Origin of the sequence: Opitutus sp. ER46 (assembly GCF_003054705.1) — a bacterium.
Taxonomy (GTDB): Bacteria; Verrucomicrobiota; Verrucomicrobiia; order Opitutales; family Opitutaceae; genus ER46.
The window spans coordinates 173,649-190,282 of record NZ_QAYX01000025.1; the positions used below are offsets into that span (position 1 = coordinate 173,649).

Annotated in this window: 12 protein-coding genes; 8 read left to right on the forward strand and 4 right to left on the reverse strand. The window is 67.0% G+C overall.

What is annotated here, in order from left to right; genetic code table 11:
• The first annotated feature begins 31 nt into the window (after positions 1 to 31).
• Positions 32 to 2,497 (forward strand): alpha-amylase family glycosyl hydrolase, encoded by a 2,466-nt coding sequence (locus DB354_RS19050; RefSeq protein ID WP_107837232.1) that lies wholly within the window; start codon positions 32 to 34, stop codon positions 2,495 to 2,497.
• 87 nt (positions 2,498 to 2,584) lie between these two features.
• Positions 2,585 to 3,124, forward strand: a complete 540-nt coding sequence (locus tag DB354_RS19055) for a DUF1697 domain-containing protein (protein WP_107837233.1) — start codon at positions 2,585 to 2,587, stop codon at positions 3,122 to 3,124.
• A 12-nt stretch (positions 3,125 to 3,136) separates the two neighbouring features.
• Here DB354_RS19055 and DB354_RS19060 read toward each other — a convergent pair whose 3' ends face one another.
• Together DB354_RS19060 and DB354_RS19065 are read right to left on the reverse strand one after the other, a co-directional pair.
• Positions 3,137 to 3,409: a hypothetical protein gene (locus DB354_RS19060; protein ID WP_146180327.1), complete on the reverse strand. Its 273-nt coding sequence runs from the start codon at positions 3,407 to 3,409 to the stop codon at positions 3,137 to 3,139.
• 22 nt (positions 3,410 to 3,431) lie between these two features.
• Positions 3,432 to 4,766 (reverse strand): oligogalacturonate lyase family protein, encoded by a 1,335-nt coding sequence (locus tag DB354_RS19065; protein ID WP_107837235.1) that lies wholly within the window; start codon positions 4,764 to 4,766, stop codon positions 3,432 to 3,434.
• Between the two features lie 213 nt (positions 4,767 to 4,979).
• On the opposite strand from DB354_RS19065, the gene DB354_RS19070 reads away from it, so the two are divergent.
• Together DB354_RS19070 and DB354_RS19075 are read left to right on the forward strand one after the other, a co-directional pair.
• A complete protein-coding gene (locus DB354_RS19070) occupies positions 4,980 to 5,615 on the forward strand; it encodes an HD domain-containing protein (protein WP_233256702.1) in 636 nt (211 codons plus the stop codon).
• A gap of 175 nt (positions 5,616 to 5,790) precedes the next feature.
• Complete coding sequence (locus DB354_RS19075) at positions 5,791 to 7,953, forward strand: prolyl oligopeptidase family serine peptidase (RefSeq protein ID WP_107837762.1); 2,163 nt, start codon at positions 5,791 to 5,793, stop codon at positions 7,951 to 7,953.
• 182 nt (positions 7,954 to 8,135) lie between these two features.
• Here DB354_RS19075 and DB354_RS19080 read toward each other — a convergent pair whose 3' ends face one another.
• Entirely contained in the window at positions 8,136 to 11,237 is a 3,102-nt protein-coding gene (locus tag DB354_RS19080) for an efflux RND transporter permease subunit (RefSeq protein ID WP_107837237.1), read from the reverse strand.
• A 64-nt stretch (positions 11,238 to 11,301) separates the two neighbouring features.
• Positions 11,302 to 12,510 carry an efflux RND transporter periplasmic adaptor subunit gene (locus tag DB354_RS19085; protein WP_158277611.1) on the reverse strand — a complete coding sequence of 403 codons (1,209 nt, stop codon included), beginning with the start codon at positions 12,508 to 12,510 and terminating at the stop codon, positions 11,302 to 11,304.
• 31 nt (positions 12,511 to 12,541) lie between these two features.
• Here DB354_RS19085 and DB354_RS22105 point away from each other — a divergent pair, with 31 nt between their 5' ends.
• The 4 genes from DB354_RS22105 to DB354_RS19100 all read left to right on the forward strand — a co-directional run bounded on the left by DB354_RS22105 (position 12,542) and on the right by DB354_RS19100 (position 16,624).
• On the forward strand, positions 12,542 to 12,898 hold the full coding sequence (locus DB354_RS22105) for a hypothetical protein (protein WP_146180328.1): 357 nt from the start codon (positions 12,542 to 12,544) through the stop codon (positions 12,896 to 12,898).
• Positions 12,899 to 13,004: 106 nt separating this feature from the next.
• On the forward strand, positions 13,005 to 14,594 hold the full coding sequence (serA, locus tag DB354_RS19090; protein ID WP_107837239.1) for a phosphoglycerate dehydrogenase: 1,590 nt from the start codon (positions 13,005 to 13,007) through the stop codon (positions 14,592 to 14,594).
• Between the two features lie 63 nt (positions 14,595 to 14,657).
• Complete coding sequence (gene plsY / locus DB354_RS19095) at positions 14,658 to 15,311, forward strand: glycerol-3-phosphate 1-O-acyltransferase PlsY (RefSeq protein ID WP_107837240.1); 654 nt, start codon at positions 14,658 to 14,660, stop codon at positions 15,309 to 15,311.
• Positions 15,308 to 16,624: a homoserine dehydrogenase gene (locus DB354_RS19100; protein ID WP_107837241.1), complete on the forward strand. Its 1,317-nt coding sequence runs from the start codon at positions 15,308 to 15,310 to the stop codon at positions 16,622 to 16,624. Before plsY ends, DB354_RS19100 begins: the two co-directional genes overlap by 4 nt.
• Positions 16,625 to 16,634: the final 10 nt, after the last annotated feature.

Here is a 16,634-nt window from a genome sequence, read left to right on the forward strand (position 1 = left end):
GGAACGGCGGGGGAAATGCTTAGCGTCCCGCATGGCAGAGCACCCACACCGCATTGTCCGCGCCTGGCTCGAGTCGCCCTCGTCGGGGATCATCGAGCTCGATCGCGACTGGACGATGCTGGTCCGGCCGCGGTTCACGCTGGGACGGCACTGCCCGGCATTGTCGGGGCTCGTGCCGGTGCCGGGCCTGGCGGCGGGTCGGGCCTACGGCTATTTTCTCAATGCGCTGGGCGAGATCTCGTTTGTCCTGCCGCTCGAGCACGGTTGTGCCATCGATCCGCAGGTCGACACCGTGTACCTGGCCGGGAACTTCAACGACTGGAGCGCCGCGGTCGGCCAGGCCGAGTGGCGGCTGCGGCCGGCGAAGCTCGATGGCGAACGCGTGCTCATGTGGACGGGCGAGGCGACCCGGTTCCTCCTCGCGCCGGGGCTGCAGTTCAAGTTCGTCACCGGCGAGCACCAGTGGCTGACGCCGCCGGGCGACGCGCCCAACGTCGTGCGCGATCCTGACGGCAATCTCAACCGGATGCTCGATCCGACGCGGACCGGCTGGCATCTGTGGCGCTTCTCGCTCGGCGAGACGCTGGACCTCGCGGAAGCGTGGACGGTCGCGTGGGCCGACCCGGTGGCGCATGGCGCGGCGGCGACGGTGCCGGTCGTGCCGGGCAACTTCTTCTACGAACTTGAGACGCACCTGGAACTCGGCGCGATCGTGCGCGGCGGCACGACGGTCTTCCGGCTCTTTGCGCCGCGCGCGCGGGCGGTGACGCTCTACCTGAGCCGGGAGCTCGGGGACCCGGTGAACGCCCAGCAGTTTGCGCTCTCGCGCCGTGCCGACGCCGAGGGCGAGGTGGGCATCTGGGAGGTGACGCTCGATCATAACCTGCACGGCGCGTTCTACTGGTACTCGGTCGATGGGCGGCGCGAGGCCGGCTTCGATCCACTGGTGAAGATCCTGGACCCATACGCGCTCGCGACGGTGGACCGGCAGGGGCCGGGCATCGTGGTCGACAAGGCGCTGATCGGCCACGGCGACCGGCGATTCCGCACGCCGGACTGGCACGACCTCATCATTGCGGAAGCGCACGTCCGCGACCTGGTGGCCAACGCGCCGATCAAAGCCACGACCGAGCAGCGCCGAGGCTTCACCGGGCTCAAAACCTGGATCGAGAGTCCGGAGTTCCACCTCGGCTTCCTGGGCGTGAACGCCATCGAGTTCCAGCCGGTGCACGAGTTCGATAACGCCCGGCGCGACGAGTACGGCTGGGGCTACATGCCCACGAGCTACTTCGCGCCGGAGAGCAGTTACGCGCTGGCGCCGGAGCGGGCCTCCGGCATTCGCGAATTTCAGGACGTGGTGACGGCCTGCCACCGCCGCGGCATGGCGGTGATCCTCGATGTCGTGTTCAACCACGTCGGGCTGCCGCCGCACCTGATGTACATCGACCGGCTGTATTACTTCGAGCAGGACGCCCACGGTGCGCTGGCGAACTGGAGCGGCTGCGGCAACGACCTGCGCGCGCGGTCTGCGATGGCGCGCCGGCTGATCGTCGACAGCTGCATCCACTACATTGAGACGTACGGCGTCGACGGCTTCCGGTTCGACCTCGCGGAGCTGCTCGGCCTGGAGGTGCTGCGCGAGATCGAGGCGGCGCTGAAGCGGGTGAAGCCCAACGTCATCCTCATCGCGGAGCCGTGGAGCTTTCGCGGGCACATCGCCGGCGCGCTGCGCGACACCGGCTGGGCCTCCTGGAACGACGGCTTCCGCGACTTCGTGCGCGACTACGTGCGCGGCAACGGCGCGGCGGACCGGATGGAGTACTTCCTGCGCGGCTCGCCCTGGTATTTCGCGAAGTGGCCGGCGCAGACCGTCAACTACACCGAGTCCCACGACGACCGCACGTGGATCGATGTGATCACCGAGAACCCGCACGGCAACGGCTTCACGCCGACGGCCAACGACCAGCGTCGCACGCACCTGATGGCCGCGCTGCTGTTCATGTCGCTCGGCATCCCGATGCTCGCGGCCGGGCAGGATTTCCTGCGCTCGAAGCACGGCGTGACGAACACGTACCAGCACCCGGAGGTCAACGCGCTGGAGTACCGCCGACTGTACCGGTACCTCAGCACGCACGCCTATTTCGCCGACTGGATCGCCTTTCGCCGGGGCGAGATCGGGCGGCTCCTGCGGCAGTATTCGCGTCCGACCGAGGGCTTCTTCCAGTTCTTTCACGCGCCGGGTTCGCCGGCGCTGGCGGCCTTGTACAACGCGGATTTTTCCCAAGGACCCTTGCGGCTGCTGTTCGCGATCAACCCGACGCTCAATGAAGTCATGATCCCGATTGGCGCGGAGATCGCGGGCTCGGTTGGGGCGTGGGATCCGCTGGCGGACCAGGACCGCTTCTACTGGTCCGACGCCCACGGCGCCACGCTGCCGGTCGAGGCGGAGTTGTTCCTGCCGGCGCTCAGTTGCGGGCTCTGGATCAGCGAGGAGTGACGCGGGGGCTCCGCCCGGGAACGGGCGCAAGTCGGCCGAGGGGGCGGTTGCAGAGAGCGGGTGGTCGCGTTACCGGTGCGCGCCCACATGAATACCCATCTCGTGTTTCTGCGCGCCGTGAATGTTGGAGGAACGCCCTTGGCCATGGGGGACCTGCGGGCATGGCTGGAGAACCTGGGCTTTGCCGAGGTGCGTACCCTCCTGCAGAGCGGAAATGTCGTGATGCGCGGCAAGCCGGCGGGCGACGCGAAACTCGAGGCGATGCTCGAGCGGGCCGCGGCGAAGCAGCTCGCGCTCGAGACTGATTTCTTCGTGCGGGCGCCGGCGGAGTGGCGGGAGGTGATCACGCGCAATCCGTTTCCCAAGGAGACGGCGGCCGATCCGGCGCACGTCGTTGTCTATCTGCTGAAGGAGCCGCCGACGGCGCCGCAGGTGCGGGCGCTGCAGGCCGCGATCGCCGGCCGCGAGCGCGTGGCGGCGGACGGGCGGCACCTATATGCTGTCTATCCGGATGGAATTGGGCGGTCGCGGCTGACCCTCGGGGTGATCGAAAAGCACCTGGGCACGCACGGCACCGGCCGGAACTGGAACACCGTCGGCAAAATGGCGGCGCTGGCGGCGGAGTAGGGGCGGGTGCGGTCAGCGGGGCTTGTCCATCTGCGCGGCCGCGTAGTCGGAGCGCGCCTCGCTGTCCCGCGGTCGCCGGTTGACCGCGCACCAGAAGTCGAACTCAGAGAGGTCGATCGGGACGCGGATGACGGTGACGCCCTTTTGCGTGAGGCGCTTTTCGAGCCGGTCGAGGTGCTGGCGCCAGGACGCGTAGGATTCGCCCGAGAAATCGGACATCATCCGGCCGTATTCGGGCCATTGCTCCTCGGTAAACCAGGCGACACCTGCGCGTACGACTGCCATGCGGCCGCCGAGGTTGGGCGGTTCAGTGCTTTTCGCCAGACGCTTTTGCGATCTCGACGGCGTAGGTGTGGACCTCGCCGCTGAGATTGGAGCGGAAGACAATCCACTTCATGTCGGGTGTGAAGGTGACGTTGGGCTCCAGCTTGTAGTCGTGGCGCTGCATGTTCACGAGCCGCTCGGCGCGGAAGACGCCCGGGTCGATGAGATTGGCGGAGTCGGGGTTGGCGATGCCGGCGACATCGGGGATGCGTTCCGGGCGGAACAGGTAGATCCACTTCCCGTTCTTGGCGTGGGCGACCATTTCCTCGTCGCCGCCGTCGCCGCAGAACAGGGTGCCGTCGGGGGAGACGTTGAAGTGGACGGACCACTCGTCGCGCTGGAGGTGGTACCAGGTGCGCTTGCCGTTCGCGATCTGGTAACCGGCGAGCCAGAAATCCTCCCCGCGCGGGGTCTGCAGGTCGTACCAGACGGTCTTGCCGTCGGCGGCGAAGAACTCATGGCCGGCGATCTCCATGTTCATCGTGCGGCGATGGACGTTGGTGAGCCCGGTGCCGTCGGTGCGGACGAGCCAGACGCGGTCGACCTCGTGCCAGGTGCCCTCGTGGCAGAACATGATCTGGTGCGGATCGGTCGGGGAGAACTGCAGGTGGCCGAGCCACTCGCGCTCCTTGACGATCTCCTTCCGCTCCCCGGTCTGGATGTTGATCGTGAAGATGACCTGCGGCGGGCCCTGGCGGATGGCCATCAGCCGCTGGTGGAGGCGGAAGTCCTTGGCCTCGGCGAACGTCATCGGGCGGCCATCGGGCCAGTTGGCCTGGTACTCGGCCTGGAAGGACGGCTTGGTGCCGGCGGCGTTCGGCTGGCTGGCGGAGGAACTCTTCGGCGCTTCGATGCCGGCCGGCAGGGGGGCGAAGACGCCGAGCAGGAGCGTCTCGTCGGCGTTGATGGAGGCGATGGCGCCCTCGGGAATCCGCGCGATCTCGCGCGTGAACTTGGTGTCGACGTTGGTCGCGTACACCGTGCGGGCGTTGTCCTCGCCCTTGGTGTAGTACACGTCGCCGGACCTCTTGCCGGCGACGATGACGCGGACGCGACCCTCGACGAGCGGCGTGATCTCGCGGGTAGCGAGGTTGATCGTGGCGATGCCGTGGGGCGTGGTGACGATCAGCCGTTTGCCGTCGGGCGTGTAGGCGTTCTGGTGAAAGTAGAGACTCGCGGTGCCGGGCTCTTGCGATAGCCGAACGACTCGGTGCCCGGTGTCGGGATCGACCCACTCGGTCGGAGTGGCGGGGCTCTGAGCGCGTCCGAGGGCGGCGAAGGCCAGGACGGCGAGAAACGAGACAGGGCGAAGATGCATGGGGGAGCGGGGGAGGGGCAACTCAGGGTTGTACGGAATAGGCCGGACGCCGCAGCGCGAACTCGGGTGCGCTGGATGCACGCGGACAGTCCGCCGGCGGGGGAAAATGCTGAATATCTGAATGCTGAAGGCTGAATAAATTGTTTTGGGGCCGGACACGCCAGGCCGGAGCAGGGGTTGCACTCCGCGTCGGCTTTGGCTTTGGCTCGCCGGGTGGAAACACCCTCTCTCTCCCCCGCGGCGCGGCTGGCCCAGCAGATCGAGTTCATCGTCGAGTGCGACAAGCTGAAAGAGATCTTCCGGCAAACGCTGGTCACGAAGAGCCGGCGCGCCGAAAACGACGCCGAGCACTCCTGGCACCTCTGTCTCTGCGTCATCGTCCTGGCCGAGCACGCCAACACGCCCAACCTGGACGTCCTCCGCGTGCTCAAGATGGTCATCCTGCACGACCTGGTGGAGATCGATGCGGGCGACACCTTCGCCTACGACACGGCTGGGATGGCCAACCAGCACGAACGCGAGGCCGTCGCTGCCAGCCGCATCTTCGGGCTGCTCCCGCCCGACCAGGCCCGCCAGTTTCGCGCGCTGTGGGATGAGTTTGAGGAACGCGCCACGCCCGAGTCCCGCTTCGCCGCCGCGGTCGACCGGTTCCAGCCCATGCTCCTCAACGTGCGCACCCAGGGCGGAGCCTGGCAGAAGCACGGCATCACCCACGACCGGGTCGTCGCCCGCAACCAGCACGTCGCCGCCGGCTCCCAGGCCATCTGGGCCTACGCCGACCAGATGTTGAAGGAGGCGGTCGCCGCCGGATTCCTGGCGGACGCCCCGCGCTCGAAAGCTGAAGACTGAACGCTGAAGGCTGGAACGGACCCGGTGAGCCAGGCGCCCGACGACGGGTTCAGCTTTCAGCTCTTCAGCTTTTTTCCCCCGCCATCCACCCGCCAGCCGCGCCGTCCGCCCCTGATCTCGTCCGTTCAAGCCCGCGCGCTTGATTTCCGCCGAGGTGCACATGAGTTTGGCCGCCATGCGTATAACGCTGATTGCCTTGCTTGCCCTTGCTTCCTCCTCCGCCTCCTTCGCCGACAGTCCCACCTGGCAGTATCCCGCGGCCGCCCGCGGCAATGTCGTTGATGACTACCATGGCACGAAGGTGGCCGATCCGTATCGCTGGCTCGAAGACCTCGACTCGCCGGAAACCCGCGCCTGGGTCGAGACCGAGAACAAACTCACCTTCGGCTTCCTCGAGAAGCTCCCGCAGCGCGCCTACTTCCGCGAGCGACTGACCACGCTCTGGAATTACCCGCGCATCGGCGTGCCCTTCAAGGAAGGCGGCCGGTACTTCTTCTCCAAGAACAGCGGCCTGCAGAACCAGGCCGTCTTCTACGTGCAGGAAAAGCTCGGCGCTGAGCCGCGCGTGCTGATCGATCCCAACACGCTCGCCAAGGACGGCACCGTCGCCCTCGCCGGCACCCAGGTGTCGAAGGACGGCAAGTGGGTCGCGTACAGCACCGCCGCCGCCGGCTCCGACTGGAATGAGATCCGCGTGCGCGCGGTGGACGACGGCAAGGATGCCAGCGACGTGATCGCGTGGGTGAAGTTCTCCGGCCCGTCTTGGACCAAGGACAACGGCGGCTTCTTCTATTCCCGCTATCCCGCCGCCACGACCGACGAAGGCACGGGCAAGACCTTCAGCTCCCTCGAGCACCAGCGCATGTACTACCACAAGCTCGGCACCCCGCAGTCCGCCGACCGCCTGATCTACGAGCGCGCCGACGAGCCCCAGTGGTTCGTCAACGGCGGCGTCACCGAGGACGGCAAGTACCTCATCGTGACGACCTCCCGCGGCTCCGCGCCGGAAAACCTCCTGAGCTATGTCGACCTCGGCAACCCCGAGGCGCCGACGATTGACGCCAAGGTGGTGCCGATCGTGACGGAGTGGGACGCGGAATACGCCGTGGTCGGCAACCGCGGTTCGGTCCTCTTCGTGGTGACTAATCTCGATGCGCCGCGCCGTCGCATCATCGCGATCGATACGCAGGCTCCGGCCCGCGCGAACTGGAAGACGCTGGTCCCCGAGGGGGAGGACACCATCGATTCCGTCGCCATCATCGGCGGCCGCTTCGTCGTGAAGACGATGCACGATGCGAGCAGCCGGCTCGCGATCTACAGCCTCGAGGGCAAGGCGCAGGGCCATGTCGCGCTGCCCGGCATCGGGACCGTTGGCGCCATCAGCGGCCGCGAGGACGAGACGGAGTTCTTCTACAACTTCGTTTCATTCACGACGCCCGCGACGAACTTCCGCCACGACGTCGCCACGAATCGCGGCGAGATTTACCAGGCGCCGCAGGTCGCGTTCAATCCGGCCGACTACGAGACGAAGCAGGTGTTCTACACCTCGAAGGACGGCACGCGCGTGCCGATGTTCATCTCCCACAAGAAGGGCCTGAAGATCGACGCGAACACCCCGGCGCTCCTTTACGGCTACGGCGGCTTCGACGTGTCGCTTACGCCGGCGTTCTCGGTCGTGAACCTCGTCTGGATGGAGGCGGGTGGCGTGTATGCGATGCCGAACCTCCGCGGCGGCGGCGAATACGGCAAAGCCTGGCACGAGTCGGGCACGAAGGAGCGCAAGCAGAACGTGTTCGACGACTTCATCGCCGCGGCCGAGTGGCTGTTCGCGAACAAGTACACTTCGCCCGCGAAGCTTGTCCTCAGCGGCGGCTCCAACGGCGGCCTGCTCGTCGGCGCAACCGTCAACCAGCGTCCCGACCTCTGCCGCGTCGCGTGGCCGGCCGTGGGCGTGATGGACATGCTCCGCTTCCACAAATTCACCATCGGCTACGCCTGGGTGAATGACTACGGCTCCAGCGACGATGCCGCGGGCTTCAAGTACCTCTCGGCCTACTCGCCGCTGCACACGGCCAAGGCTGGGGTGAAGTATCCCGCGGTGCTGGTGACCACGGCCGACCACGACGACCGCGTGCACCCGGCGCACTCCTTCAAGTACACCGCTGAACTGCAGGCCAAGGTGGCCAACACCGCCGACTCGGGCCCGATCATGATCCGGATCGAGACCAAGGCGGGGCATGGCGCCGGCAAGCCCACCTCGAAGATGATCGAGGAGGCGGCCGACAAGCTCGGCTTCGCGGCCCACTTCCTCGGCCTCAACGTGCCGGCGAAGCCGTGAGCCTGGGACGGTTGACGGCGCCCGCCGTCGCCGCCGAATAACTTGAGAGGCGGTACCCGAGCGGGTGCCGCCTCTTTTGTTTACGGATTACCGGCAGCGGACGGGCCGCCGGTTTCCGCCGCCTCGGCCCGCATGGGCGGCCCAGCGCTCCGGCTGGGCCGACGGTCGGGAAGGGCGGCGCGTTACTTGGCGAGGATCGTCTCGGTGTCGTTTTCGCCTACGAGTTCGGAGACCGGCGTCGGCGTCACGTACTTCGTGAACCGCTCCATGTACATGTAGAACACCGGGGTGATGTAGAGCGTGAGCATCTGCGAGACCACGAGGCCGCCGACGACCGCGAGGCCGAGCGTGCGGCGGGATTCGGCGCCGGCGCCCATGCCGAGTGCGATGGGTAGCACGCCCGCGATGGCGGCGAGCGTGGTCATCATGATCGGGCGGAAGCGGACGAGGCAGGCCTCGAAGATCGCCTCCTGCGCCGACTTGCCGCGCGTGCGGCGCGCATCGAGGGCGAAGTCGATCATCATGATCGCGTTCTTCTTCACGATGCCGATGAGCATGATGAGTCCGACGTAGCCGTAGATGTTCAGCTCCTGGCCGAAGATGAGCAGCGTGGCCAGCGCGCCGAACGTCGCCGCGGGCAGGCCCGAGAGAATCGTGAGCGGGTGGATGAAGTCCTCGTACAGGATGCCGAGCACCAGGTAGATCGTGAGCACCGCGACCAGCAGCATGACGCCGAGACCCTGGAGCGAACTTGTAAACGCGGCGGCCGTACCCTGGAACGTGCTGCCCACGGTGGGCGGCAGCATGTCGCGTGCAATGCGCTCGATGCGCGTGGTGACCTCGCTGAGCGAGACGCCCTGGGCGAGGTTGAAGGTGACCGTGACCGCCGGGACCTGGCCCAGGTGGCTGACGCTCAGCGGACCCACGGTGCTGCGCGTCTTGGCGACGGCGTCGAGCGGGATCAGCTTGCCAGCGCTGTTGCGGAGATGGAGCAGCGAAAGCGAACGCGGATCGCGCTGATACTTTTCGTCGATCTCCATCACGACGTAGTACTGGTTCGTCGGCGTGTAGATGGTGGAGACCTGGCGCGAGCCGTAGGCGCTGTAGAGGACGTTCTCGACCGCCTCGACGTTGAGACCGAGGGCGGAGGTCTTGTCGCGGTCGACCTCGACGATGAGCTGGGGGCTGGTGACCTGGAGATCCGTCGTGACATCGACGACGCCCGGCACCTGGCGGACCGCCTCGGTGAACGGCGGGACGAGGCCGTAGAGCTCCTTCAAGTCGGGGCCGTAGATCGTGTACTGGTAGACCGAGGACGACATGCGGCCGCCGATGCGGATGCTGGGCGGCACCTGCGGGAACACGCGGACGCCCGGGATGCCGGCGAGATCGGCGCGGAGCTGCTGGACGATGACGCTGGCGGCCGGGCGATCATGCCGGTCCTTGAGGCTGGCGAACATGCGGCTCGTGTTACCGCCGCCCACCGAGGAGGAGTAGCCCTGGATGTGCGGGTTCTTGCCCACAATCGCCATGACGGCGCGCTGATAGCGGACCATCGACTCGAACGACGACCCCTGGGCGGCCTCGATGCTGATGCTGATGCGGCCGGTGTCCTCGGTCGGGATGAAGCCCTTGGGCACGATGATGAGCAGCACGACGGTGAGCACGACCGCGACCGCGGCCACGACCATGGTGAGCCGCCGGTGGTGCATCGTGGCGCGCAAGGTGCGCTCATAGAAGTTCAGGCCCGAGCGGAAGATGTTCTCCATCGTCTCGTAGAACCGGCCGTGATGCGCGCCCGGTGTGATCGGCCGCAGGAAGCGGCTGCAGAGCATTGGGGTGAGCGTGAGCGAGACGAAGCCCGAGACCAGGATGGCCGCGCTGATCGTGACGGCGAACTCGTGCAGGAGCCGGCCCAGGACGCCGCCCATGAAGAGGACGGGGATGAAGACGGCCACGAGCGAGATCGTCATCGAGATAATCGTGAAGCCGATCTCGCGGGAACCCTTGAGCGCGGCGCTCATCACCGGTTCGCCGTGTTCGATGTGCCGGATGATGTTCTCCAGCATGACGATCGCGTCATCGACGACGAAGCCCACCGAGAGCGTCAGCGCGAGCAGCGACAGGTTGTCGATGCTGAAGCCAAAGAAGTACATCACCGCGAACGTGCCGATCACCGCGATCGGCATCGCGATGCTGGGGATGATCGTGGCGGAGAGCGTCCGCAGGAAGAGGAAGATCACGAGCACGACCAGCGCGATGGCGAGGACGAGGGTGAACTTCACGTCGGCGACGGACTCACGGATGGCCAGCGACCGATCGATGAGAATGTCGAGGTTCACCGAGGCCGGCATCTGGGCGCGGAAGGTCGGCAGCAGGGCTTTCACGCCGTCGACGACCTCGATCGTGTTGGTGCCGGGCTGGCGCTGGACGAAGAGGATGATCGAGCGGTTGCCGTTGTACCAGCCGGCCTGCTTGTCGTTCTGGACGCTGTCCACGACCTCGGCGACGTCGCCGACGCGAACGGGGGCGCCATTGCGGTAGGTGATGATCACCTTGCGGAAACCATCGGCATCGTGGAGCTGGCCGGTCGCCTGGAGCGTGATCGCCTTGCTGGAGCCCTCGAGCACGCCGGCGGGCATGTTGACGTTGTTGGTGTCGAGCGCGGTGCGGACCTCGTCGATGCCGATGCCGCGGCTGGCGAGCGCATGCGGGTCGAGCTTTACGCGGACGGCGTACTTCTGCGCGCCCATGACCTGCACCTGGGCGACGCCCTCGACGGTCGAGATGCGCTGGGCGAGGAGATTTTCCGCGAACTCGTTGACCTCGGACAGCGGGAGCGTCGGGGAACTCAGCGCCAGGAGGAGGATCGGGTCGTCGGCCGGATTGCTCTTCCGGAAGGACGGCGGGTTGGGCATGTCCTGCGGCAGCCGGCGCTGCACGGCAGAGATGGCGGACTGCACGTCCTGGGCGGCGCCGTCGATGTCGCGATCGAGCGTGAACTGCAGCGTGATCTGGGTGGAGCCGAGCGAACTCGAAGACGTCATCGACTCGATGCCGGCGATGGTCGAGAGCTGCTGTTCCAGCGGCGTCGCGACGGACGAGGCCATCGTTTCCGGGCTGGCGCCAGGGAGGCTGGCGTTCACCTGGATGGTGGGAAAGTCGACGTTGGGCAGGTCGCTGACGGGCAACGACTGATAGGCCATCAGGCCGAAGATCGTGACGGCGGCGGTCACGAGGGTCGTCATGACGGGACGACGGATGAAGAGCTCAGGAATGTTCATGGGCGCGGCATTGGGCGCAATACGCGCTGGAGGCGGGCGGGACGGTTAAGCCGGAGCCGGACGCTCACGAGCCTTGGGAGGACTTCTTCTTCTGCTGCTTACCCTGGCCGGAGCCGGGGCCGGCCTTGTCGGCGGCGACGCCCTCGCGTCCCGCGGCGGTTGGATTCGTAAGAATGTCGGCGGGCTTCACCTGCACCGGGCGGCCGGAGATGACGCGCAGCTGGCCGTCGGTGACGACGGTGTCGCCTGCCTCGAGGCCGGCGGTGACGACGGCATCGTCGTTGAAGGTGCGCTCGACCACGATCTTCCGAAACTCGGCGGTCGAGTCGGTCTTGACCACGAAGACATGCTGGCCGGCCTGGTCGGACTGCACCGCGCTGGCGGGAACGGTCAGGACCTCGGGGGCGGCGAGGCGCACGGCGACGGTGGCGAACTGGCCTGGCCAGAGGCGCTGCTGTTCGTTGGCGATCGTGGCCTTGAGCCGGATGGTGCCGGTGGTGGTGTCGACCGCGTTGTCGACGAAGGTGAGTTCGCCGCTCGCGGCCGGGGTCTCCTCGGTGCTGCCGAGGCGAATCTCGACGGCGAGCGGGTGTTCGGCGCGGTAGCGGGCGATCGCGGGGAGGTACTGCTGCGCCACGCCGAAGGTGACGTAGATGGGGTTGAGCTGGTTGATCGTGACCAGGTTCCCGGCCTCGCTGGAGCGGATGAGGTCGCCCTCATGGACGCTGATGTTGCCGGTGCGGCCGGCGATGGGGGCGCGGACGGAGCAGTAGCTGAGTTGGAGCCGGGCGCTTTCGACCGCGGCGGCGGCGGCCGCCGCCTGGGCCTCGAGCGCGCGGGCGGCGTCCTGCACCTGCTGGGCCTCCTCCTGCGAGACCATGCGGCCGACGTCCAGGCGCTTGTAGCGTTCGACCTGGGCGCGGGCGTTTTCGAACTGCACCTGGATGCGCTTCTGGTCGGCGAGGGCTGAGCGCAGCGTGCTCTCGAAGGGGCGCGGATCGATTTCGAACAGCAGATCGCCCTCGGCGACGTCCTGACCCTCGCGGATCGCGATGCGCAGGAGGGTGCCGGTGATCTGGGCGCGGACGGAGGCGGCGCGGATGGGCTCGACCGTGCCGACCGCATCAATGACGAGCGGGACAACCTTGCGCTCGGCTTTGCCGACGAGAACCGGAGCCCCACCTCCGCCGCGACCGCCCGATCCCGACCCGGACTTGGAGCAACCCGCCACGGCAACCAGCAGGGCGGCGGTGGCTACCCTTAAGACAGACATCGAAGAGACAGAGCGAGTTGGCACTGGGATCATGAAAAAAGGAAAAGGCCGCGACCTGATGGCGCGCGCCCGGCAGGAAGGACGGGTGGAGGGGCTCGAAGTTGCGCGTCTGGAGGGCGGTTTTGCAACTGGAACGGAGTCTCCCCCGGGGTTGGTTGCCAAGCCGCTGGTCGCCAAAGACAGGCGATTGAAGGCGGAGGAATGGAACCAGAAAAGCGCAAACTGGGAGGGCGGGTGGTGGCGTGAGGGGCATCAGGCTTCCCGCCATCCGGCAGGCCGCGCCGCCGGCCTTCTCGGCGCGGAGGGCGCGATCGGGCGGGGGAGCAGGCGCAACTTTTGCCGGCCGGCCCCGACGGCTTCGGACCCGGTGGACGCCTTGTCGGCCTGACAAGCACAGCGGTGGGCTTTGTCCGAGGCAGGGTGCATTTGTCATAGCGCGGCTTTTCCTTGCTTGCGCCCAGACCCGAGATTTCCCTCGGGAGCATTTTGTCCCCATGAAAGTCCTCGTCGCTGACAAGATCTCGCCCAAAGGAGTCGCCTACCTGCGCCAGCAGTCGGGCTTGGAAGTCATCGAGGCCTATGGCTCCTCTCCGGAGAAGGTTCTGGAACTCGTGAAGGACGTGCACGCGATCGCCGTCCGTTCCGAGACGAAGATCACCGCCGAGGTGTTCGCCGCCGCCCCCTTGCTCAAGGTGGTGGGACGCGCCGGAGTGGGCGTGGACAACGTCGACGTCGAGGCCGCGACCGAACGCGGTGTCATCGTCATGAATACGCCGTCGGGCAACACGATCGCCACGGCTGAGCTCACCTTTACGCACCTGCTGTGTGGCGCCCGTCCCGTGCCCCAGGCTTCGGCTTCGATGCGCGCCGGCCAGTGGGACCGCAAGAGCTTCTCGGGCATCGAGCTTTTCCGCAAAACCCTCGGCATCGTCGGCCTCGGCCGCATCGGGGGCGAAGTGGCGAAGCGCGCCCAGGCCTTCGGCATGCGCGTGCTCGCGTTTGATCCTTACCTCGCCCCCAGCCGGGCCAAGGCGATGCAGGTGGAAGGCGTGACCCTCGACGAACTGCTCCGCCAGTCGGATTACATCACGGTCCACATGCCGCTGACCGACGACACGAAGTACATGATCGACGAGGCGGCGCTGGCGAAGTGCAAGAAGGGCGTCCGGCTCTTCAACTGCGCCCGCGGCGGCATCATCAAGGAAGCCGCTCTCATCGAGGCGCTGAAGTCCGGCCACGTGGCCGCCGCCGGCCTCGACGTGTTCGAGGACGAGCCGCTGGCCAAGGACAGCGAACTCCGGAAGATGCCCAACGTGGTGCTGACGCCGCATCTGGGCGCTTCGACCGCCGAGGCGCAGGAGTCCGTGGGCATCGAGATCGCCGAGCAGATCGCCGACGTGCTCAAGGGCGGCGTGATCCGCAATGCCGTCAACGTGCCGTCGATCGACGCCGCGACGATGAAGATTCTCGGGCCCTACATCAACCTGGGCACCAAGCTCGGCACCCTGGTGCAGCAGATCGCGCCGCAGCAGATCTCGATGCTGTCGATCACGTACTGGGGCAAGCTGCTCGATTCCGACGTCAACGCCGTCACCCGCTCGATCGAGCGCGGGTTCCTGCGCCGGATCAGCGGCGCGGAGGTCAATTTCGTCAACGCCCCGGCCCGCCTCGAGCGGCTCGGCATTCGTGCCCAGGTGGTGAAGTCCACCCAGGACGCCGGGTACACCGACCTGATCCAGGTCGAGGCGACGACCGACGACGGGAAGATCTACTCCGCTTCCGGCACGCTCATTGGCAAGGCCAACGAGCCGCGCATCGTGAATATCAACGGGCGCGAGGTTGAGGTGCTCGCCGACGGCAAGCTCCTCGTCCTCGAGAACATGGACCAGCCCGGCATGGTGGGCGAGGTGGGCACCATCCTCGGCAAGGACGGCGTCAACATTGCCGACATGTCCCTCTCGCGTCTCACCCCGGGCGGCACCGCCTATATGGTGGTCCGCGTGGACAGCGAACCGAGCGAGTCCGCCCGCAAGGTCATCAAGGGCCATCCTGCCATCAAGATGGCGAAGTTCGTCCAGTTGTGACGTCAGGCCCGCCGCGGCGGGCCTGTCTGTTTCCCGCTTCACCTTCACCCGCCACCCGTCGCCATGCTTACCCCCCTGCTGCTCGCCGCCGTCGTTGGCTACCTCCTGGGCTCGCTTCCCTTCGGTTACCTCGTGGCCCGCGCGCACGGGGTGAACATCTTCGAGGTCGGCTCGAAGAACCCGGGCGCCACGAACGTGCGTCGCGTGCTCGGCAGCCGCGCCGGCAACATGGTCTTCGCGCTGGATGCGGTGAAGGGTGCGCTCGCGACGGCCGCGCCCTGGGCCTACTGGTATCTCAGCCGTGAGGCCACGCCGGGGAGCACGCTTGGGCCGCTGTCGCTCACCAACCTCGAGGCGGCCGGACTCGTCGGCGCGTTTCTTGGCCACAGCTTTTCCTGCTTCACGCGTTTCCGCGGAGGCAAGGGCGTCGCCACGGGCGCCGGCGGCTTCGCGGTGCTGTTCCCGCTGGGCGTCCTGATCGCGCTCGTCGTCTGGCTGCTGAGCCTTGCGATCTGCCGGTACGTCTCGGTGTCCTCGATGCTCGCGGCCATCGCCCTGCCAGTCGCCGCGTTCTTCCTCGGACAGCCGGGCATCATCCTCGGCGCGTCCGTGCTGATCGCCGTGCTTGTCGTCGTCTGGCACCGCACCAACCTCGCGCGCCTCGCGGCTGGCACCGAGAGCAAGGTCGGGCAAAAGCCCGCCGCCCCGAAATCATGAGCGACTCTATGACAGTGAACATCGGCATCTGTGGCCTGGGCACGGTGGGGCAGGGCGTGTGGAAACACCTGACTGCCAACCGGGCCGACCTGGAACGCCGCGTCGGGGTGAAACTGAACCTCGCCCGCGCGGCCGTACGCGATCTGCGCAAGACGCGTGCGGTGAAGATTCCCGCGGCCAAGCTTACGGATGACTCGTTCTCGATCGCCAACGACCCGTCCATCCACATCGTCTGCGAACTGATTGGCGGCACGAAACTCGCCCGCGAGGTCACGCTCACCGCGCTGCGCCACGGCAAGATCGTCGTCTCCGCCAACAAGGCGCTCATCTGCGAACACGGCGCCGAGATCATCAGCACCGCTCGCAAGCACGGCGGCCATTTCTTCTTCGAGGCCTCCGTCGCCGGCGGCATCCCGATCATCAAGGCCATCCGCGAGGGACTCGTCGCCAATCATTTTCCCCGGATCTACGGCATCCTCAACGGCACGTGTAACTACATCCTCACGCAGATGGAGGACCAGGATGCGCCTTACGCCGACGTCCTCGCCGAGGCGAAGCGGCTCGGCTACGCCGAGGCTGACGAATCGCTCGATGTCGACGGCTGGGACACCGCGCACAAGGCCGCCGTCCTCGCCTGGCTCGCCCACGGTCGCTGGGTGAAGACCGACCAGATGATCGTCGAAGGCATCTCCCGCATCACGCCCGCCGACTTCAAGAACGCCTCCGTTCTCGGCTACGGCATCAAGCTCCTCGCCGTCATCACCCGCGACTTCAAGCGCGACGAGCTCTCGGTCCGCGTGCATCCCACGCTCCTGCCTGAGGGCAACGTGATCGCCAACGTCAGCGGTGTCTTCAACGCGGTCTCCGTCACGGGCGACGTGGTCGGCACCACCTTGTACAGCGGTCGCGGCGCCGGCCAGGACGCCACCGCGAGCGCCGTCATCAGCGACATTGCCGACGCCGCGTCGCTCCTGAAGCACGGCAAGGGCGCCCACCTCCTCGGCGAGGCCGACGAGTCCGTTCCCACCTGCCGGCTCGCGCCGCCCGAGAACATCCGCTGCCGCTACTACCTGCGGCTCACGGTCAAGGATGAGCCCGGCGTCCTCGCCCGCGTTGCCTCCGTCATGGCCCGCCACCGGATCAGCATCGCGAGCGTCATTCAGAATCCTTCGGAATACTCGGGCGCCGCTTCGCTCGTCCTCACGACGCACGAGAGCAACGAGCGTGCGATGCAGCGCACCCTGCGTCAGCTCAAGGCGCTCGGCAGCGTGCTCGAGGATCCGGTCCTTCTTCGGATCGGAGACTTCGAGTGATCCCGCCCCG